The sequence below is a fragment of the Pedobacter westerhofensis genome, assembly GCF_900182595.1.
Lineage (GTDB): Bacteria > Bacteroidota > Bacteroidia > Sphingobacteriales > Sphingobacteriaceae > Pedobacter > Pedobacter westerhofensis.
The window spans coordinates 182,040-202,538 of record NZ_FXTN01000002.1; the positions used below are offsets into that span (position 1 = coordinate 182,040).

Sequence of the window (20,499 nt, forward strand, 5' to 3'; positions counted from 1 at the left end):
AAGCCACGCGGGCACCTTGCGGTAAAAAATATCGTTTTCTTCCCTGAAAAATGAACCTATTCCTTCCATAGCTTTTAAAATTTGTTATTCAATACTCAAGCGTAGCTGTGCTAAGATACGTAATTGTTTAAAATATCTACTTTTATCTAAATCATCATGATCAGAAAAATGTATATCATTTACAATAGATTTAATTGTATGATAGCTTCTCCTGTTCTTTAATCCAGGCCCTGCAGCCCTCAAAAAACTGCTCCGGCTGCTCTATCCAGCAGTAATGCCCTGCATTCTTAATCACCAGCAATGTGGAAGAAGCTATCTGCTCATGTATCCTATCAGATTGTGAAATTTTATCACAGATAAAGTCGTCATCTCCAACAACAATCAATGCAGATACTGTAATTTTATGGAGCAGGGGAAAAAGTAGTTCAGAGCCGTTTTTTGATGCATTGGTATATCTGAAAGCTTTTTCGCTCAGTTCAAGTACACCGGTTTTTTCAGCAAATACGGCCAGGTTGTCCTGATCATGAAAATAGAGCGGCAAACTTAACCTCACTTGTTCATTAAGGGTATAATTTGTAGTGTCATTTCCCAAAAAAATGGCTGCCCCTCTTTGTTGCCGCGGTTTTGCCGCACGCTTTAATATATTGTTCTTAAGCTCTTCTCCTGACAGGCTATCGCGGCCCGCTATAGCGCTGATCGCTATGATGCCATTTAAATTATCATTGTGATGGATGCCATAGTTTAATGCCTGGTATGCGCCAGAAGAATGTCCCATAAGCCATATCTTTTCCTGTTGCAGGTAGTTCCGTAGTGCGTCCATGTCTTTCATGAAATCTTCGCTGGTATATTTCATAGGATCTTCGGGGCCGCTGGATCTGCCGCTCATCCGGGTATCGTAGTAAACCATGGTAAAATATTCTTCCAGTGGATGCAGGCTATTTTTATACATGACCAGTGAGGGGCCCCAGCCAGGTGTGGGACAAAGACAGACGGGGCCTTGTCCACTTACAATATAGCGGATAATTACACCATTCAGCGGTGCGTAATGTTCTCCTTTAAATAGGGCGTAATGCGAGGTTAAAAGTTCCATATACAAAGAGTAATTTGGTGATACCGGATGATCATTTTCAGATCTGAGAAAAATAATCAGACGGGTAAAAATGGAAAAATGACCCTGATTAACCTATCACCATTAGTAGTGATATGTGCAACAGATCAATATTCTTGTATAAGAATAGTAATGTGTCGCTTTAGATTCATAATTATCTAAATATATTGATTTATTAATTATTTCTTCTGATATTTCAATATTATAGTATTTAAAGAAACATCAGGGAGAAACTCGAATAAAGAGTTTACTCCCACACTATTTTGGTGAATAATTTAATATTTATGGAAAAAATTGCAACAAGTAAGTTAGTTGGTCAGAGGATAAAAAAACTAAGGCAAAAACTAAATTGGGTACAGCAGGATGTTGCACAGAAATTAGATATTTCGATACCTGCCTACTCAAAGATCGAAACAGGGATCACAGATATAAATATTTCCAGGCTTATACAGCTCGCTGAACTATTTTCAGTGCATGTAAAAGACCTTATCATGGATGATGCCCAGGTAAGTGCCATCGACCAAAAACCGGAGATCAGCCGGTTATCACAATTGATCGACGAAAGGGCACGCGAAATCCTGATCCTGCAGGCCAAAATCATCGATCTCTATGAAGAGCGGGACAAAGGAAAAGGAAATTAGCTGTCGGAAAAGTTGTATATCGGTGAGAATTATTGCCTTTCCAATTGTTAAACCTACATTAGTGCTTTAACAATAAGAATGAATTTACAAGACAGCCCATTACTGCAAACTATAGTTGATAGTGCCCCAATCGGGATTTGTATCCTGAGCGCTGAGGGGTTCGTAGCAGAAATGGTAAATCCTCAATTTTTGGAAATCGCCGGAAAGCCAAAAGCCTCAGTACTGGGAAAGTGGTACTGGGAGCCTTTTGCCGAAGCAAGAGCAGATTATGAAAAGGCACTTGCTGACGTAGTGATCACAAAAAAACCATACTATGCAGATGAGGTTAGCCTCAGGCTCATCCGACATGGTATAGAAGAACTGATCTATGTTACCTTCGTTTATGCACCAGTATTCAGCGATGATGGTGCTGTATCAAAAGTAGCTGTATGGGTACTGGAAAACACTGATCAGGTGCGTGAACGCGAAAAAATGGCCGCGGCCAGTGCAGCCATTAAGCAGGAACGCGACCGGCTGTACGAATTTTTCAGGCAGGCATCCATCGGTATCAGCGTAATGGTGGGAGAGCAGCTAACCGTTGAACTGGTAAACTCAAACTATCAGGAAATACTACCCGGAAGGCAGCTCCTGGGCCGCCCGTTTTTTGAAGCACTACCTGAAATTAAGGGCACCCATATTGCAGAGGCGCTCATGCAGGTATATCATACCGGTATACCTGTAGAGTTCCGTGACCAGCTGGTGCCCATTTCGCAGCATGAACACGGTGCTACCACTGACCGCTATTTCAATTTCAGTTATTTGCCAAGATTTGACGGAGAAGGCAAGGTTGACGGCATAGTCAATTTTGCGTACGAGGTCACTTCTTTTTTTCAGAGTAAACTTATGGCCCAGCAGGCTACCAGCAACCTGGAGCAGATCCTTAATATGCTGCCGGCATCAGTCGTAGTTATCAAGGGCGATGACCTGATCGTAGAAATGATCAATGAATCAAATCTATGCTACTGGAAAAAGAACCGGGACGAAGTGATCGGGAAACCCTTTCTTGAGATATTGCCTGACCTTGCCGACCAGCCATTTGCCGGACAGTTGCGCAGGGTAATGCAAACCGGTGAGGTGATAGATGTAAAAGAGAGCCCTGTGCTTTTTACCGAGGCCGATGGAACTATCCGTGAAACCTTTGTTGACTATACCTATCAGCCACTGGAGAACCTTACTGGTACATGGGACGGTGTTTTGGTGATGTCTTTTGAAATTACAGACAGGGTACAGGCCCGCAGGCTGCTTGAAAGATATGCCAACGAACTCTCTGGTGCAAATGACCAGCTATCCGTATCAAATAATAAACTTGCCAAAAGCGAAGCCAGGTTCAAATTCCTGATCCAGGAAGCCCCGGTGGCAATCGGGGTGCTGCACGGCAGGGAGTTCATCGTAGAAACCGCCAATCAGAAAGTCCTGGATGTATGGGGCAAAACCTCAAAGATTATTGGTATGCCACTTTCGGCAGCACTGCCGGAACTGAAGGGACAGCCATTTTTGGGATTACTGGACGATGTATACACTTCCGGACAGGCATTTTATGCCAATGAGATCAGGGCAATGCTGGAGCATGGCGGAGAGCTTAAGGAAATATTTTTCAATGTAGTTTACCAGCCTGTAGCCGGCAATGATGGAGCAGTAGCAGACATCCTTGTGGTTGCAGTAGATGTTACACAGCAGGTAAATTCCCGGAAAAAGGTAGAGCAGGCAGAGCTAACGATGCGTCTTGCTATTGAAGCAGGAAATGTGGGCACATGGAGCGTTGACACTGATACGTTCAAACAAACTACATCTTTAAGGCTGAGAGAAATGTTTGGTTTTAATCCTGATGTGGAGGTAAGTTTAGAAGACATCATCGGGCAGGTAAGCCCTGAATATCAGCCGCAACTGGCTGCTATATTTAAAGATTCAGCAGGAACAGGAGACACCTATGATATTTCCTTTACTATCAACCGGCGGGATGACGGTAAACTGCGCTGGCTGAGGGTGCTGGGCAGCCGAAATACGGTCGAATCTGCTACGCAATTCTCTTTTTCGGGTGTGATACTCGATATTACCGAGGGTAAGCGCGACGAACAGCGTAAGGGCGATTTTATTGGTATGGTTTCGCATGAACTGAAAACTCCGCTGACTTCGTTAAAAGGCTACCTCCAGTTGCTGCACCGCAAGGCTGAAAAGGGAGGGGATAATTTTGCGACAAATGCGCTGGAGAATTCTGTCAAACAGGTAAGGCAGATGACCACAATGATCAATGGTTTCTTAAATATTTCCCGGCTGGAATCTGGCAAAATCCATATTGAAAGAACCAGTTTTGAACTTACTGCACTGCTGCGTGAGCTTGAGGTAGAGCATAAAATGCTATATTCCTCGCACGACTTGGTTTTTCATCCGGCAGATGAAGTATGGATCAATGCCGACCGCGAAAAGATAGCGCAGGTGATCAATAACCTGGTAAGCAACGCTTCAAAATATTCTCCTGGTGATACCAGGATCGATGTTTTCTGTGAATCTGCTGAGGAAAAGGTGCGCATCAGCGTGCGTGATCAGGGGATAGGTATCAAACAGGAGGATATTGAAAGGTTATTTGAGCGCTATTATAGGGTAGAAAACAATGGTCTTGTATCCGGATTCGGCATCGGTTTGTATCTGAGCGCAGAGGTTATCGAACACCATGGAGGTAAAATCTGGGCAGAGAGTGAACCAGGTAAGGGCTCCACGTTTTTCTTTGAGCTCCCGGTTTAAAAATATTACAAAACAATACTAAACTAAATGTGCAGACATATGTTAGAGCCCCTGACTGTGATTTAACTGTTGTTTTTTATTGTATTTATGAAACCTGAAGATATTAAAGCCTGGGACTGGCACCGGATATTATTCGGTGATGTGAGTCCGCTTTTTCTGATAGAAGTTTTTTTCAGAACGCTGATTATCTATCTGCTGTTGCTGGCAGTGGTAAGATGGCTGGGAAAGAGAATGAGCGGGCAGCTTACGATTATTGAGATGACGGTGATGGTCACGCTTGGTGCCATCGTATCCGTACCTATGCAGATATCAGACCGGGGGATCCTGCAGGGCGCGCTAATCCTGATCACAGCACTGGGACTGCACCGGGGGGTAAACTACTTTGGGTTGAAGTACAAGCGGGGCGAAAACTTTTTATATGGTACGCCCACAGTGATCGTTAAAAACGGTGTGTTACAACTCGATCAGATGCGTGAGGTGAGGATCTCACGCCAGCAGTTATTCTCAGAACTGCGCAGTAAAAACATTACCAATCTGGGCAAAGTGAAAAGGGTATATCTTGAACCCTCAGGCTCATTTACCATCTTCGCTGCAGACGAAGAGCTATCCGGGCTACCGCTCTTTCCACCAACTGACCATGATATACTATCCGTTCAAAAGGATGGAAAGGATGAGCTGGTCTGCGCAAATTGCGGCACGGTGCATAATAATATAGACGGGCTCTGCATCAACTGTAAACAGGATTCATTTATCATAGCAATAAAGTAAGATGGAAAAGGACATATATAAGCTGTTAGACTGGCACCGCATATTTATCGGCGCAGTCCCCGGATCTTTTTATATCGAAGTAATCATCAGGACGGTGATCATCTATTTTATACTGATCCTTGCGATCCGGCTGATGGGCAAACGCATGGCCCTGCAGTTAAACGTAACCGAAATGGCCGCAATGGTTACCCTGGCAGCAGCAATTGGTGTGCCTATACAGGCGCCCGACAAGGGCATTCTTCCGGCAGTGGTGATTGCACTGGTGGTGGTGATCTGCGAACGCTTACTCTCCAAACGGGCTTTTGGGCATGAAAAATTTGAGCAGCTGATCCACGGGGACATTTATTTCCTAGTAGTTGATTCTACGATCAACGTGGATTGCCTCATTCCCGCCGGCATGTCACAGGCCCTGATCTTTGAGCAGGTGCGAGCCCACGGCGTCCCACATCTGGGGCATGTGAAAAGGCTGTATATGGAATCGAGCGGTGCATTTTCTCTGGTGCTCGATGAGGATGTAAAACCAGGTTTGTCCGTTATGCCAGAGGACGACCTGGATTACTGGAAGGATGAAAACCGGCAGGCTGAGATTTACGTTTGCGCTTTCTGTGGGCATACCGGGAATCCTGGAAATGCAGCGGATGTGAAATGTACCGTTTGTGACCATCAGATATGGGTGCCGGCAATTACAGATAAAAAAGCCTGATGAAGACAAACTACCATATCGGATGTTCGGGCTTTCACTACAAGCATTGGCGGGATACATTCTACCCGGCAAAACTTCCTGTGAAAAAGTGGTTTGATTTTTACAGTCAGCATTTTGATACATTGGAACTGAATGTTACTTTTTACCGTTTCCCGCAGCTCAACATGCTTGAGAAGTGGTATAATGATAGTCACGATCATTTCCGCTTTGCTGTTAAAGCACCGCGGGTGATTACGCACTTTAAGAAATTTAACAATACGGAGCAGATGCTTGATGATTTTTACGGCACCGTAAAAGAAGGGCTTAAGCACAAATGCGGCTGCTGCCTGTTCCAACTGCCACCAAACTATGTTTACACGGCGGATAAACTGGAAAAGATCATCAATGCCCTGCATGATGACGTACAGAATGTAGTGGAGTTCAGACATGAATCCTGGTGGAATGCGCAAGTTTATAAAAGCCTGGCAGAGAAAAAAATCAGCTTCTGCGGAATGAGCCATCCATCTTTGCCAAACGAGATCGTTCACAACACAGAGTTCCTTTACTACCGTTTCCACGGAGAAGACAGTTTGTACTCATCCAATTATACTAAAGACCGTCTCAAAGCTTTTGCTGATCAGCTTAAGAGCGAAAAGAAAATCAAAGAAGCTTTTGTGTTTTTTAATAACGACATACAAACCTATGCCGTATTCAATGCACAGGAATTAAACAGGTTAATACAATAATAAAAAAGAGCCCCGTCAGATTTGTGACGTGGCTCTTTGCTAATACTACTAGCTTGATTAACCGAAAAAACTCTTACGCTTTTTCTTTTTGCTCAGGCAAATCACGATTACTCCGAGCACTGCGGCCCTGATCAAAACCTTTTTCGCCAGGGCACCCTTATTGTATTTGAAGTCGGCCTTCCAGCCGCGCTCTGCAAATATATTTGGGATTACACCTTCGCTCAGGTCTTCAATAATTCCCTCTACAACATTAATACGGTCTGCCAGCAGCAGGGGCAGCCAGTGACCATAGCTATTTTCACTATATTTAAAGGCATGTCGCCTGATCACTCCGCTTAAACCTGTTGGAGGGCTTGCAGTACCAAATACAGCAGATAAGGAAGGGCGCTCGTTTGATTTCAAAATCTCTACATCCTGCACCTGCAGCTGCGGCCGTTCCCAGTTACTTCTGTTATGGTCATCGCCTGTATATTTCTTGATAGGATAGTTGGGCTCATCTTCAGGATCGGCATCTATGCCCCATCCCGAAATCTGTTGATAATCTTTATTGTCTTCCATAATATTACTTCGCTGACATTACTAAAACTGGTTTGATACAATTGTCTAATTTTGCAGAGAACATATGGTAGGCTTCTGCAATCTCTTCTAAAGGAAAGCGGTGTGTGATGATCGCCTTTGGATCCAGACGCCCGGCCATGATATGATCTATCAGTCTTGGCAGCAACCTTTTTACAGATGCCTGGTTTGCCCTGATCGTAATACCTTTGTTTACCACGTTTCCGATAGGGATCAGGTTATCCGTAGGTCCGTAAACGCCAACAATAGAAACGATACCGCCTTTTTTTACAGAATTGATAGCCCAGTGAAGTGCAGTGGCCGAGCCTGCCTGTAACAGCAGCTTTCTGCCAGTAAGGGTTTGCATGGCGTTACCGGCTGCATCGCCGCCAACGGCATCAATACATACATCCGCCCCAAACCAATCGGTAGTTTTCTTTAGGAACAATACAGGGTCTTCGAGCGACCCAAAATTGTATGCTTCGCAATTGGCATAGTTACGCACAAACTCCAGCCTGTATTCCAGGTGGTCAATCACGATCACGCGTGCCGCCCCAAAGAGCCATGCGCATTTTGCAGCCATGATCCCAACAGGACCGGCACCAAATACCACAACGGTATCTCCTGGTTTTATTCCGCCCATTTCTGCAGCCTGATAACCTGTAGGTACTACGTCTGTCAGTAACAGTGCATCATCAGGATCCATGCCTTCTGGTATCACAGTTGGACCAACATCCGCGTAGGGAACCCTTACATACTCTGCCTGACCGCCGTCGTAACCTCCGGCCGTATGTGAATAACCAAATATGCCGCCTACAGCAGTAGCCTGTGAATTGGATTCATGGCAGTTGCCATACAGCTCCTGTTTGCAGAAAGCGCATTTGCCGCAGGCAATGTTAAATGGAACCAACACTGTATCACCTACTTTCAACTTATGAACATCAGAACCGATATCTACTACTGTGCCCATAAACTCATGTCCAAAGGTCATCCCAACACGTGTGTCCGGAACAAGTCCGTGGTACAAATGCAGGTCGGAACCACAAATACATGAACGGGTAACTTTAATGATTGCATCCTCGGGATGAAGGATAACGGGGTCTGGCTTTTCTGACGCCCTGACCCTGAATGGTCCTCGATAGTTCATTGCTAACATAATTCCTCTGATTTAATTTGATGTAAGACTATTTGTTGCGCTAACACAACCCACAGCTTTGGGTTTCATTTATATTTTGAATTACACCGATGACCATAGTGCTGAATATTTATTAAAAATTGCCTGCAGTCACTTGTTCAGGTTGCAAACACATACAACCATCGCAAAACAAGGAGCAAAAAAAGAAAGAAATGATTGAATTCTTCGCAGGAATACGAAGGCAAATACCTGGCTGATAAGCTTGGTGTTTCGGTGCAGGCAATAACAGGTGCCAAGCGCGCTACAAAATCAACGGGGGCAAAGACATTAAAGCTTATATCAACGGTAAAAAGAAGTAAGCTGGTAAGAAAAAAGAAATCCCCCTAAAAATAAGGGGGATTTTCTTTGCATACTAACTTACCGGTTGAAAACTCTTATTCAGCACTGTCGTAATCGCTCCACTGCGCTACACCTTTTGGTTCAGATTTCTTAACCTCAGCGCTTTTAACTTCGCTCATTTCAGCATTTAACGCATCGGTTTCTTTCAGCTCTGCTTTTTTATCGTCAGGAAGTTCAGTTAAACCTTTTGTTTCTTTTGAATAAGCTACAGGATCTGCAACAAATTCAAATTCCTTACCTGTACTTGGCATTGTACCTTCATTCCAGGGGCCAGTAAAGCTGTTCTCTGGTGAAAAGTTAAAATACTGTTGTGTATAACGCGGATCTGCCTGCAATACAGCAGGAGGGAAGTTAGGCTGGATGCTTTCCAGTGCTGCTTCAAACATGTTATAATGCGCGATCTCACGTGTCATCAGGAATGAAAGCGTATTTTTTACGTAAGGATCGTCGGTAAACTTCATTAAGTGCTCATACACAATTTTAGCGCGTGACTCAGAAGCCAGGTTGCTTCTTAAATCTACGGTAAGATCACCATTTGAATGGATGTAAGATGCACACCATGGAATACCCTGGCTGTTCCTTAATGTTGGTCCGCCGCCAGTGATGATCGGAAACTGTGGATTAGCGCGCAATGCAGCATGGATAATGTTCTCCTTTGCAGCTTTACCGTCAAGCACCTGCATGATCTCACTTTGGTCAGCAGCGTCCTTAAGTTCGCCGTTCACTCCTTTTAACAACATCTGGATCGTAGCCCCTACGATCTCAAGGTGGGAGAATTCTTCAGTTGCAATATCCATCAGCATATCATACTTATCAGGATGTGGTTGTTTAGCACCAAAAGCCTGTGTAAAATACTGCATGGCAGCAGCCAGCTCTCCGTTTTCTCCGCCAAATTGCTCTAATAGGATATTTGCGAAGATAGGATCGGGTTTAGAAACCCTTGCATTGAATTGTAAATCTTTTGAATGATGAAACATAATCTGTTTTTTTAGGTGATGTGAATGCCTTAACTAACCGCCTTGTATTAAGTTTCATATTTAAATTAATGATAATGATTATAAATTACCTCGGGATTTCAATATAGAAGGTGGTACCTATGTTTACCCTGCTTTGGAACCATATTTTTCCATTGTGCCACTCAACAATGGTTTTGATGATAGACATACCCAGTCCGATAGACTCCTCACCTTTGAGCCCACTGCGACTGGCCGGATTAAATTTTTCAAACAAATGTTCGTGGTATTGTTCAGGAATGCCTACACCATCATCCGCAACAGTTATCAATACAGATGTATCCTGATCGTCGATCGTTATCGCAATTGTTCCTCCATCATTAGTGAATTTCAGAGAATTAGATATCAGATTATTGATAATCTGAAAAAACTTATCCTCATCAATCTCAATATAGACTTTTTCCATATTGCTCCGCAGGCTGAAGCGTTTTTTCATCTCCAGCTCGTTGTTGATATATTCCCCAATGAGGACATTCATCTTGCCAACTAGTTCGATTTTTTTTTTACAACGCTTACGCCGGAGCTCTCCAGAAATTCCTGGTTAATGAAATTCCGGATCAGCGCAATACATTTTTTACTGGTCCTATTGATCAGATCAATATACTGGTACAAGCGCTGTTCATCCGTTTTTTTTTCCGGATCATTCAGCAGACCGGACAACGATTGAATAATTCCAATTGGCCCCATCAGGTCATGTGATACAATATTTAAAATGGAGTTTTTTTTCTTATTGTGCTCATTTAGCACATTGATATAATCCTTCAGATCAGTAATGTCTTCTGCATCGCAGCCAACAATATGCTGACCGGTTGAAATAATTAATAATGCTGCAGCTATTTTATAAACATGACGTTTTCCATCTATATATACACGGGATTCAAAATCTTCCACTTTTTCACCGGATTTGCATGCAAGATATTTCTCCATTACATATTTTAGATCTTCATTTTCTATGTAAGGCAGCAAAGCCGCCGGATTTTTGATATCGCTAAACTGGTTGATGAAAGACTGATTGCTGTAAATAATCTGCTCATCATTCACATCAATCAGGAAATGTAAATGCTTTGATCCTTGGCTTTGGAGCCGCAGGGCTTCGGTAATCATCATATCTTGATTTAAGCAGGCAAGTTAGACTAAGCCAATCGCTATTATCGCAAGTATTAATACCTGTTGTTTTATAGTGAATTTTCTTTTCTTGATATTCACGGTGAATAAACATCCAGATAAGGAGCATATATCAGGTAGTTAGCGCATAAACAATAACTGTTATCAGAAGTTATTGATGCTCATTCAAATATTAAACTATGGCAACAAGTGAAATAGGATACCATGCATCACATGAACAGTTTAGTCCCTCGTCTTTAATCGGGTTTGCAAAGGAGGCAGAAATTGCTGGCTTCGCCGCTATAAACTGTTCGGATCATTTTCATCCCTGGAGTGAACAACAAGGTCACAGTGGTTTTACATTTGCATGGCTAGGCGCTGCAATGCAGGCTACAAACCTGCCATTTAGTTCTGTATGTGCTCCTGGCGAGCGTTATCACCCCGCCATAGTAGCACAAGCGGTTGCCACGCTCAATGAAATGTTTCCGGGCCGCTATGCAATCTCCCTTGGAAGTGGCGAGGCTGTAAATGAATGTATTACCGGCAATAAATGGCCTGAAAAAGCTGAACGTAATAACCGCCTGAAAGATTCGGTAGAGGTAATTCGCCGGCTGCTTTGCGGAGAGACGGTAACTCAGCACAGCTCCATACATGTGGAAAATGCCAGGTTGTACACCTTACCGGCAAGCAAACCTCTTTTGCTGGGTGCTGCAGTTACAGCTCAGACTGCAAGATGGATGGCAGGATGGGTTGACGGCATGATCACGGTAAGCAGGCCTGTGGCAGAGTTGCAGGAAGTGATTACAGCTTTCAGAGAAGGAGGGGGCGCCGGAAAGCCAATCTACCTTAAAGTTCAGTTGTCTTTTGCAGAAACAGAGGGTGAGGCAATCAAGGGAGCTTACGAGCAATGGAAAACTAATGTATTGCCGAGTACGCTCCTTTCTGATTTACAGAAGGTAAATCACTTTTCACTGGCCGCAGCTTATATCAAACCTGATGATCTGAGGAAGATGGTTCATATCTCGGCCATCCGGAACAGCATATCAATTGGCTTAAAGAATATCAGTCTTTAGGATTTGACAAAATCTTCCTTCACAATGTAAACCTGGGTCAACAGTTTTTTATCAGGCAGTTTGGACGATATGTGTTGTTTTTCCTAAAGTAACCCTGATCATAACCTTTGCCTGATGATATTACGCAGCATGATCAGGTCTTCTTTGATCCTTTCCAGGGGACGGACATCACGGTTTCTGAAATAAGAAAGCGTAATGAGCAGGCCAACAAGGGAAATGTCATGTTCTATTCGATGCAAATGGACAGGAAGCCGTCTGTTATAGAGCACATCTGCCCATAAATTTGCATATTCAGAGGTGATTCGCTGGATCTTGGAGGTCATCTTTTTTGTGGGTATGTTAAAAATAAATGTTCGGTTACAGAACTATTTCTGCCAGTGTAATGTTCTGTGAGAAAATACCTGAAAATGGTGCTGTTTTACCCGAACCATTCCTCTTAAAGACGGTGTCGTTCCCGTATTATTTGTACTGATACAAAGGTTATGCTTAAAACTTAGGGGAATGTGGGTTTTTAGCAAACAATTGTGCATTAAAAATGTAGCTACGACAATGTTGAATAAGCTAAATATTAAAAAGGAGAAAATATGATAAACTTATTAATCGCAGATGACCATGCCGTTGTAAGGCATGGAGTGAAACTAATTTTAGAATCCAAATCTTCCTTTAATGTTATTGGCGAAGTTGGATCGGGAGAAGATCTTTTGGATCTTCTTGCAGAAGGCGTTCAGGCTGATATTATCCTTACTGATTACATGATGCCCGGTATGAATGGCAACGAATTAACTAAAGCCATCGTTGATAAGTACCCAGGGATGAAGGTAATCATACTATCCATGCTGGAAGATCAGGCACTCATCACTGATGTTTTAAATAATGGGGCATCCGGTTTTCTCTTTAAGGCTATCAAGCCGCTTGAATTGTTTTTTGCAGTTGAACATGTATACAACGGTGAAAGGTACATGAGTTCGGCCCTGACTGAATTACTACTAAAAAGAACAATCACGATGGGGGCATTCAAGGCCCCGGAACAGGAATATCACTTAAACTCAAGGGAAACAGAAATACTTGAGCTCATTTCTGAAGGCTTGTCCAATAAGGAGATTTCGGATAAACTGTTTCTCAGCAAACGAACGGTCGAAGGTCACCGGATGTCTCTAATGACTAAGGTAGGGAGTAAAAACACAGCTGCACTGGTAAAATCGGCGATGCGGAGCGGCTTACTCAGCTGATAACTGAGCTTTTCTTATAATAAAATGCCCTGGTCTTAAGGTCAGGGCATCGTTATTATAAGAGCTTTTTCCCGGAATAAAAGTACCGAAATCCGGTATCCTGTACCAGCTTTTTCCGTTTTACCTCTGCGGGTTTCTCTTTGTTACGAACTTCAGCATCATTGACTTCTGTTCCAGTCCAATGGATACGCATTTTACTGCGCAGTGTCTGTTGTTCCTTCAGCTTCATCTGATCATCTGTTGTCATAGCATATATATTTAAGGTTAATCAATATTTAATACAATTCAGATCCAAAAAGATCTACAGTCTTGTCTCCTTCAATAGCGTTACCAAGACTCAGCAGATCATCCTCATCTAATTCAATATTTGGCGTGCCAACAGCTTTCACAGGCCATGTTCTACACGCTGGATTACAATATCATAGGCTTGCTGTACGGCAGGTTGTCCTTTATCAAAGGGGTCTGCATGCAGGGTGCATCCAAAGGTATTTTCTTCCAGCTCTTCGGCAGTAACCAGCGTTAATATGTTATTTCTCTCAAATTGTGTTCTGAATGTTCCCATGATTGTATTTATAAAATCTATTGACACATGATTAACAGTTAATAACAATGTCTGTTTGTTCCTGTGTACGTGATTAAAAAACAATTAATACGGTATTTGTAAAAGTATTGATTCCCTGATTGGGTATCCGGATACAGTAGTAATGTTAAAAATCGATTAAATTATATTTATATATGTGATATGGCATGGTCATTGCAATCAAATTAGAAACATCAACCTATAATAAAACATTAAACTATGTCAACTACAGAAAAATCAGTATCAGTATTAAACGACCTTATTGAAATTAACAACGACCGTATCGCAGGATTTGAAAAAGCACTGGCTGATATCGACGATCAAAACATTGATCTGAAAGCTTTATTTCAGGAATATGCTTCTCAGAGCCGTAAAAACAGTCAGGAATTAACTGCATTGGTAGCAGGTTATGGTTCAGACATTGAAACAGGTACAAGTATTAGCGGTGGTTTACACCGTGCATGGATTGATGTGAAATCAATTTTTGGTGCCAGCGATCGCGAAGGTATTCTTAATGAGGCAGAACGTGGAGAGGATGCAATCAAAGCAGCTTACAAAGAAGCACTTACAGAAGGTAACTTATCTGCAGATGCAGTGCCAACAGTTACTGAGCAGGCAGAAGGAATTAAATCTGCTCATGATAAGATTAAAGCTTTGCGTGATTTAGCAAAATAAGCAAGCAAATTTGATTTATATACTCAGCCATCCCCAAAAAGGGATGGCTGTTTTTTTATCTGAAATGCGTGAATGTCATCAGTTTTACAAATTTTTACTTTCTGAACCTATAAGAGTCTTTTTTATCAGGGCCAGGAAATCTTCAATATCAAAAGGTTTTTGAATATATGCATCAGCAGAGCTTTTTTTAGATATATCTGCTAAATCTGGTCGGGTAGAGCTCATAATAACGGGTATGTGATTTGTGCCCTGGAAATATTTTATGGACTGACATATAAATGAGCCTTCATTATTTAGCCCGTTATGTAGTAAAATCAAAGCAGGCTGGTGATGTATAACCTCCTGTAAATTAAATGGTTTTTTCGAAATCAATACACTATAACCCTCTTCTTCAAGTATCAGTGAGATGACGTCAATAATTGCAGGATCCTTATCAATTAAAAGGATGTTTCTTGACATGCTTTGCTGTATTAGTAAATAGTAAGTATGCTAATATACTGCATATTTTGTGGTCCTCAAACAATACACATATTAGTGTTACTTAAAAGTGTGTTTCTGCGCATAATCAACGTTCAGGATCATCTGTGTCGCCATTAAAGCTGATCATGAGTTGTCCTTTAGCAATACATCCTGAGTTTGGATTTTAATATTTTTCGTGCCATATGAATGCGGGTCTTAACCGTTCCAATAGGAATGCAGAATTCCTCCGCTATCTCAAGATATTTGTACCCTTCAAAATATCTTAAAAACGGTAATGAATATTCTTCTGGCAACATCATCAAAGCTTTATTAATATCCTCACTAATGAGCGTTTCAACGCCAGCATTGGTAGTGCTGCTCTTCAGCAGTTGATGCGGCTGGTAATCCTCGGTAACCGTTACTACTTTGCTATGGTATTGGTTGCTCCGGTAGTTGTTAAAATAGGTATTTTTAAGGATGGTATATAGCCAGGCTTTAAGGTTTGTTCCCTCAGTATATAAGTTCGCATATCTGATCGCTTTAACATAGGTGTCCTGCACCAGGTCATTTGCATCATCGGGGTTGTTAGTAAAGCCGATTGCAAAGTGATGAAGGTTCTTGCTGTATGTAATGATTCGATCGTCGAAGGGCATGTTTTCCATAATAATCACTTATAGGTTTAATTTTTACTTATACTAGTGAGTTATCAACGTACGTACCAATGCCAAACATTTTATTCATGCCAGTTTATAAAATTTGTTTTTTCATACTGGAGCAGTGATTTAAACAATAAGAATAAAGCACAAAATCTGGTTACTGAGCCATTTTATGGCCTATTACATCTTTTTTTTGCGAACACAAGAATAGCGCACCTTAATAAATTGCCTCCGGATTTCTGCTGTAAAAAGCTACCATATCTATACATTTTTCAATTATTAATGTATGCTTATCTGACAACACGAAATACGTTTTTACTAACGTAGTGTTACGCTATTTTTGCTGTTTAAATACTGATTAATATTCACGCGATTTTAACCTAAGACACATTATTATCCGGAATATAGGTCTGATTAGATTCTAAGGGTGTTTTTTTATTTGTGAGATATCTGTTATGAAGTACTTCAAACCAGATATCAGATTGTGGCATAAGGTTTGGCTCTGATAGCATCAAACCGAAACTTTGATGATCTGCTACAATATCTATTTTGGAAGTTGAATGTAAAATGTAGTGCCTTTGTTTTCTTCAGTTTCGAACCAGATTTTTCCGGCGTGCCATTCAACAATGCTTTTAATGATATACATGCCCAGTCCGGTTGAGTGTTCCCCGTTTAATCCGGTTCTTCCTGCGTCTGTAAATTTATCAAACAGCGTTGCCTGATATTTTGTAGGGATTCCTATACCATCGTCTGCAATGCTGATGATCACATGTGTATCTGTATCTGTTATTTCCAGGTGGATATTACCGCCATCCCGGGTAAATTTGAGTGCATTTGAGAGCAGGTTGTTGATCACCTGCATAAACTTATCCTCGTCCAGATCGATGTATATACTGTTTTTGTTGGATGCCCAGGAAAAATTTGTTCTGAGCTCAAGTTGCATCGCCAGAATGTCTTCTGCTGCCAAACGGGTTTTTTCAACCAGTTCTACCCTGGTTTTCATTAAACGCAGATCGGCACTTTCGCGAAACTCGCGGTCTACAAAATCCCGGATCAGCCTGATGCTGCTCTTACTGATTTTGCTGATCAGGTCAACGTATTGATTTACATTTGGATTAGTATACGCTGCAGTTTCTTTGCTGAGCAAATCCGACAGATTTTGTATCGTAGCAATGGGGCCTGCAAGATCATGCGTTACCACAGTTAGAATGGTGTTTTTTTTGATATTGTGATTGTTAAGGTTTTCCATATTCTCCTTATATACACTGATATCCTCTGCTTGCCCTACAATCAGGTTTTCTCCCTCTTCAGTAATCCGGTATGCCTTAATCCTGAGCCATAGCTGCTCTTTTAAGGGTTTCATTCTGCATTCCAGGTTAATGGTTCCTTCGCCATGTATACAATCGCTGAGGCTGGAGAGCAGATAACTGCGATCGTCGGCATGTATGGTTTCCAGTATCTGCTCTTTGCTGATATCTATTGAACTGAGCCCCAATAACGCAAGACAGGCAGCATTCATATAGGTAAACTTCGACTCCTGCAGATTATAGATGAAAAAAAGATCATCTGAACGTTCTGCAAAACTTACAAAAGGATTGCTAGTGGTCATATACAAGATTTATTTAATTCTATTGATAGATCAGACATTAGCTGATCAGCCCATGCGTTACAGCATATTTTATCAGTTCGGCTGAGTTACGGCATTGTACTTTGCCAATCAGTGAACGGCGGTGCCCTTCAATCGTTCTTTTGCTCAGGAACAGCTTTTCTCCCATCTCACTATTGGTGAGGCCCTGTGCAATCAAGTCCAGCACCTCCAATTCCCTTGAATTAAATTCCAGATTACTCGGTTCGTTAACCTGAGTATTTACATTCTGTATTTGCCTGATAAACAGTTGATGTGAGAGGTTAGCACTAATGTATTTGCCTCCATTGTGAATATGGTTTATTGCAAATATTAATTCTTCGGCACCGATATCCTTAGTTAAATAGCCTTCGGCACCATTGTTAAACGCTTCAGTGATAAATCTGTCATCTTCTATCATGGTAAGAAAAACTACCCCGACAGCAGGAACATTAACGCTGATTTCTTTCAGGAGTTCCATCCCGGATATATCCGGCATATTCAGGTCGGTAAGAATAAGGTCTGGCAACTCATTGTTCTTTAAGATCTCCAGCACCTGTGCACCGGAACCCGCCTCAGCAATAACAGATATATTGGGGTCAGTTGCCAGTAAGAGCTTTATTCCGCAACGCACTAATTTGTGGTCATCCGCAATAATAACTTTTATTCTATCCATTTTTTTTGAATAATTAGCTGTGGTTTGTACAGGCAATAATACTATGTTACAATGTACTAATTTAACGTATTTACACGTATTATGTTTTAAATTATTGCTATTTATGCCTGCTGTTTTAATCAATTCCCTACCAGGTTATATGTGTTAAGGAACAATAATTTCTTAAAACCATTCCTGGTGACGTCTGTTTATAAAAAATTTAGTGGTATTCTTACTGATCCTGATCAGGAAGAAATCTTGCCCTAAAAAAAGATCCAGCAAATAGTTAGTACAATTATGCCTCTGCTATGAAAATCTCGCTCTCAAAAATTATCTGGATACTTGCAGCAGTATTGCTGCTGATCCTAGCATGTTTGATCTATCGCGCAGCCAAAGAAGAAGTATCAGCAAATAATAAAAATCATCTTGGGTACCCCTTTTAAGGCCGCGCTATTTCTGCTTAACTAAATCTCTCACAGAGCAGGTGCAAATATCACCCGAAAAAAAATGATAAACATTTTTGTAGGTGGGGTGTTCAAACACATACCTATCTATAAAAAACATTATTTATGAAAGCAGCAGTATTCCACAAACCTGGAGATATCAGCTATACCACCGTAGCTGATCCCAGGATCGAACTGGCAACAGACATTATTTTAAAAGTTACTTCTACCGCAATCTGCGGTTCCGATCTGCACATCTTAAGCGGTGCTGTCCCTCAAACCACTGATATGGTCATGGGACATGAATTTATGGGGATCGTGGAAGAGGTAGGTGCAGAGGTTAAAAACCTCAAAAAAGGCGATCGCGTAATCGTTCCGTTTCCTATCGCCTGCGGATCCTGTTTTTTCTGCAACCATGGCGCTTCGCCCAGCTGTGAAAACTCCAACTATAAGCATTATGGGCCTAATGGCGACATGATGGACCAGAAGGGTGCGGCATTGTTTGGCTACACTGACCTTTATGGCGGCTATTCAGGCGGACAGGCAGAATACGTGCGTGTTCCCTACGCTGACGTGAGCCCAAGGATCATTCCGGATAATATTACCGATGAGCAAGCCTTATTCCTGACCGATATTTTTCCTACAGGCTGGTCGGGCGTGGACTGGGCGCAACTGAAAGGTGGTGAAGTAGTAGCCATATTTGGTTCGGGGCCGGTAGGGCTGATGGCCCAAAAAGCAGCGTGGCTGCATGGTGCAAGCAGGGTTATAGCCATTGACCCGCTGGATTACCGTTTGGAAAAAGCCAAGGCAGTGAACAAGGTAGATACACTAAACCCGCATAAAGTGGATGTTGTAGAAGCAATTCGCGAGATGACTGCCGGCAGGGGAGCTGATGTCTGTATTGATGCAGTTGGTTTTGAACCGGAGCGCAACCTGATGGACAAATTAAAGGCAACCATTAACTTTGAAAAGGGGAGTATGAAAGTGCTTGAACTTTGCTTTGAAGCCGTTCGCCGCAGCGGTACGGTATCCATACTGGGTGTCTACGGAAGCCCTTATGATAATTTTCCATTGTACAGGATCTTTGATAAGGGACTAACCATCAAACAAGGACAAGCACCGGTGTTAAACCATATTGATACACTCATCCAACTGGTAAAGGAGGAAAAAGTGGTGCTTGATGATATCATTACACATACCTTACCGCTTAGTGAAGTGGCCCACGGCTATAAGATCTTTGACGAAAAGAAAGAAGACTGCGTAAAAGTTGTCCTAAAACCTTAACCGATTAAACAACCTTAATTGATCTGCTATGGAAAACACAAATAAATACGCCTTAATCACTGGTGCAACCAGTGGGATAGGTTACGAACTTGCTAAACTTTTTGCCAATGACGGCTACAATCTGGTGATTGTAGCCCGCGATCAGGCTGAACTTGATGCCAAATCAGCGGAGCTGGAACAGGCCGGGGCACATGTCATCACTTTTGCCAAAGATCTTTTTGATCCGGAACAGGCATTTGGCTTATATGCTGACCTTCAGTCGCAGGGTATCCGTATTGATGTTTTGGTTAACAACGCCGGGCAAGGTGTGTACGGGGAGTTTGAAGATACAGACATCGACCGTGAACTTGACATCATTCACCTGAACATATCTTCTTTGGTTGTGCTAACCAAGCTCTTCCTAAAAGACATGATTGAAAATGATTCGGGCAAGATCCTAAACACGGCTTCTATTGCCAGCAAAACTCCAGGTCCGTGGCAGGCAGTTTACCACGGAACAAAAGCTTTTGTGCTTTCATTTACAGAGGCGATCAGAGAGGAGCTGCGCGATACAAAAATAACGGTTACCGCCTTAATGCCGGGAGCTACAGATACCGATTTCTTCAGCAAAGCTGATATGTTAGACAGTAAAGCAGTGCAGGACAAAGATGCTCTTTCTGATCCGGCGGATGTGGCCAGAGATGGTTACGACGCCCTGATGGCTGGCAAAGATAAGGTCATCTCTGGCTTTAAGAATAAAGTACAGGTCAGCATGGGAAACCTTACACCAGACAGTCTTGTTGCCCATCAGGTGTATGAGCAGCAAAAACCAAACGATCAATAATAATAATAATAAGGCCTTTGAATTTTCAAAGGCCTTAATCATATCAAAATCTATAGCATATTGTTCAAT

The 20,499-nt window shown here is 42.2% G+C and carries 23 protein-coding genes; 10 read left to right on the plus strand and 13 right to left on the minus strand.

Features of this window, described 5'->3' with window-relative positions; translation table 11 throughout:
* Nucleotides 1-190 precede the first annotated feature (190 nt).
* Complete coding sequence (locus FN831_RS03525; RefSeq protein ID WP_142526837.1) at nucleotides 191-1,090, minus strand: alpha/beta fold hydrolase; 900 nt, start codon at nucleotides 1,088-1,090, stop codon at nucleotides 191-193.
* Between the two features lie 302 nt (nucleotides 1,091-1,392).
* Between FN831_RS03525 and FN831_RS03530 the strand changes: the two genes are divergently transcribed.
* From FN831_RS03530 to FN831_RS03550, 5 genes are all read left to right on the plus strand, one after another.
* On the plus strand, nucleotides 1,393-1,749 hold the full coding sequence (locus tag FN831_RS03530) for a helix-turn-helix domain-containing protein (protein ID WP_142526838.1): 357 nt from the start codon (nucleotides 1,393-1,395) through the stop codon (nucleotides 1,747-1,749).
* A 78-nt stretch (nucleotides 1,750-1,827) separates the two neighbouring features.
* The gene (locus FN831_RS03535) at nucleotides 1,828-4,527 is read left to right on the plus strand and encodes a PAS domain-containing protein (protein ID WP_142526839.1); all 2,700 of its coding nucleotides are present in this window, start codon (nucleotides 1,828-1,830) and stop codon (nucleotides 4,525-4,527) included.
* Nucleotides 4,528-4,614: 87 nt separating this feature from the next.
* Complete coding sequence (locus tag FN831_RS03540) at nucleotides 4,615-5,295, plus strand: DUF421 domain-containing protein (protein ID WP_142526840.1); 681 nt, start codon at nucleotides 4,615-4,617, stop codon at nucleotides 5,293-5,295.
* A gap of 1 nt (nucleotide 5,296) precedes the next feature.
* Nucleotides 5,297-5,998, plus strand: a complete 702-nt coding sequence (locus FN831_RS03545; RefSeq protein ID WP_142526841.1) for a DUF421 domain-containing protein — start codon at nucleotides 5,297-5,299, stop codon at nucleotides 5,996-5,998.
* Nucleotides 5,998-6,723 (plus strand): DUF72 domain-containing protein, encoded by a 726-nt coding sequence (locus FN831_RS03550; RefSeq protein WP_142526842.1) that lies wholly within the window; start codon nucleotides 5,998-6,000, stop codon nucleotides 6,721-6,723. The genes FN831_RS03545 and FN831_RS03550 overlap by 1 nt, the downstream gene beginning before the upstream one ends.
* Nucleotides 6,724-6,780: 57 nt before the next feature.
* Here FN831_RS03550 and FN831_RS03555 read toward each other — a convergent pair whose 3' ends face one another.
* The 5 genes from FN831_RS03555 to FN831_RS03575 form a co-directional block, all read right to left on the minus strand.
* Nucleotides 6,781-7,281, minus strand: coding sequence for a hypothetical protein (locus tag FN831_RS03555; RefSeq protein WP_142526843.1), 501 nt, complete (start codon nucleotides 7,279-7,281; stop codon nucleotides 6,781-6,783).
* 4 nt (nucleotides 7,282-7,285) lie between these two features.
* Complete coding sequence (locus FN831_RS03560; RefSeq protein ID WP_246101327.1) at nucleotides 7,286-8,425, minus strand: zinc-dependent alcohol dehydrogenase; 1,140 nt, start codon at nucleotides 8,423-8,425, stop codon at nucleotides 7,286-7,288.
* A 422-nt stretch (nucleotides 8,426-8,847) separates the two neighbouring features.
* Nucleotides 8,848-9,789: a manganese catalase family protein gene (locus FN831_RS03565; RefSeq protein WP_142526845.1), complete on the minus strand. Its 942-nt coding sequence runs from the start codon at nucleotides 9,787-9,789 to the stop codon at nucleotides 8,848-8,850.
* An 85-nt stretch (nucleotides 9,790-9,874) separates the two neighbouring features.
* Entirely contained in the window at nucleotides 9,875-10,303 is a 429-nt protein-coding gene (locus tag FN831_RS03570; protein ID WP_142526846.1) for a sensor histidine kinase, read from the minus strand.
* Nucleotides 10,304-10,311: 8 nt separating this feature from the next.
* Nucleotides 10,312-10,932, minus strand: coding sequence for a hypothetical protein (locus FN831_RS03575; protein WP_142526847.1), 621 nt, complete (start codon nucleotides 10,930-10,932; stop codon nucleotides 10,312-10,314).
* Nucleotides 10,933-11,129: 197 nt separating this feature from the next.
* Between FN831_RS03575 and FN831_RS03580 the strand changes: the two genes are divergently transcribed.
* On the plus strand, nucleotides 11,130-12,002 hold the full coding sequence (locus tag FN831_RS03580) for a TIGR03885 family FMN-dependent LLM class oxidoreductase (RefSeq protein ID WP_221931258.1): 873 nt from the start codon (nucleotides 11,130-11,132) through the stop codon (nucleotides 12,000-12,002).
* Between the two features lie 98 nt (nucleotides 12,003-12,100).
* Here FN831_RS03580 and FN831_RS03585 read toward each other — a convergent pair whose 3' ends face one another.
* Nucleotides 12,101-12,325 carry a hypothetical protein gene (locus tag FN831_RS03585; protein ID WP_142526848.1) on the minus strand — a complete coding sequence of 75 codons (225 nt, stop codon included), beginning with the start codon at nucleotides 12,323-12,325 and terminating at the stop codon, nucleotides 12,101-12,103.
* A 261-nt stretch (nucleotides 12,326-12,586) separates the two neighbouring features.
* Between FN831_RS03585 and FN831_RS03590 the strand changes: the two genes are divergently transcribed.
* Nucleotides 12,587-13,231 (plus strand): response regulator, encoded by a 645-nt coding sequence (locus tag FN831_RS03590; protein ID WP_142526849.1) that lies wholly within the window; start codon nucleotides 12,587-12,589, stop codon nucleotides 13,229-13,231.
* Between the two features lie 55 nt (nucleotides 13,232-13,286).
* Here the strand turns inward: FN831_RS03590 and FN831_RS03595 are convergent, their stop codons facing one another.
* Complete coding sequence (locus tag FN831_RS03595) at nucleotides 13,287-13,478, minus strand: hypothetical protein (protein ID WP_142526850.1); 192 nt, start codon at nucleotides 13,476-13,478, stop codon at nucleotides 13,287-13,289.
* A gap of 138 nt (nucleotides 13,479-13,616) precedes the next feature.
* Nucleotides 13,617-13,793, minus strand: a complete 177-nt coding sequence (locus tag FN831_RS27590; protein ID WP_185960372.1) for a hypothetical protein — start codon at nucleotides 13,791-13,793, stop codon at nucleotides 13,617-13,619.
* Nucleotides 13,794-14,030: 237 nt separating this feature from the next.
* Here FN831_RS27590 and FN831_RS03600 point away from each other — a divergent pair, with 237 nt between their 5' ends.
* The gene (locus FN831_RS03600) at nucleotides 14,031-14,486 is read left to right on the plus strand and encodes a ferritin-like domain-containing protein (protein ID WP_142526851.1); all 456 of its coding nucleotides are present in this window, start codon (nucleotides 14,031-14,033) and stop codon (nucleotides 14,484-14,486) included.
* 84 nt (nucleotides 14,487-14,570) lie between these two features.
* Here the strand turns inward: FN831_RS03600 and FN831_RS03605 are convergent, their stop codons facing one another.
* From FN831_RS03605 to FN831_RS03620, 4 genes are all read right to left on the minus strand, one after another.
* On the minus strand, nucleotides 14,571-14,945 hold the full coding sequence (locus FN831_RS03605) for a response regulator (protein ID WP_142526852.1): 375 nt from the start codon (nucleotides 14,943-14,945) through the stop codon (nucleotides 14,571-14,573).
* Between the two features lie 158 nt (nucleotides 14,946-15,103).
* Nucleotides 15,104-15,607, minus strand: a complete 504-nt coding sequence (locus tag FN831_RS03610) for a sigma-70 family RNA polymerase sigma factor (RefSeq protein WP_142526853.1) — start codon at nucleotides 15,605-15,607, stop codon at nucleotides 15,104-15,106.
* A gap of 538 nt (nucleotides 15,608-16,145) precedes the next feature.
* Nucleotides 16,146-17,210, minus strand: a complete 1,065-nt coding sequence (locus tag FN831_RS03615) for a sensor histidine kinase (RefSeq protein WP_142526854.1) — start codon at nucleotides 17,208-17,210, stop codon at nucleotides 16,146-16,148.
* A gap of 37 nt (nucleotides 17,211-17,247) precedes the next feature.
* Entirely contained in the window at nucleotides 17,248-17,901 is a 654-nt protein-coding gene (locus tag FN831_RS03620; RefSeq protein ID WP_142526855.1) for a response regulator transcription factor, read from the minus strand.
* Between the two features lie 548 nt (nucleotides 17,902-18,449).
* Here FN831_RS03620 and FN831_RS03625 point away from each other — a divergent pair.
* Nucleotides 18,450-19,607, plus strand: coding sequence for a zinc-dependent alcohol dehydrogenase (locus FN831_RS03625; RefSeq protein ID WP_142526856.1), 1,158 nt, complete (start codon nucleotides 18,450-18,452; stop codon nucleotides 19,605-19,607).
* 28 nt (nucleotides 19,608-19,635) lie between these two features.
* Nucleotides 19,636-20,430 (plus strand): SDR family NAD(P)-dependent oxidoreductase, encoded by a 795-nt coding sequence (locus tag FN831_RS03630; RefSeq protein ID WP_142526857.1) that lies wholly within the window; start codon nucleotides 19,636-19,638, stop codon nucleotides 20,428-20,430.
* The last annotated feature ends 69 nt before the right edge of the window (nucleotides 20,431-20,499 follow it).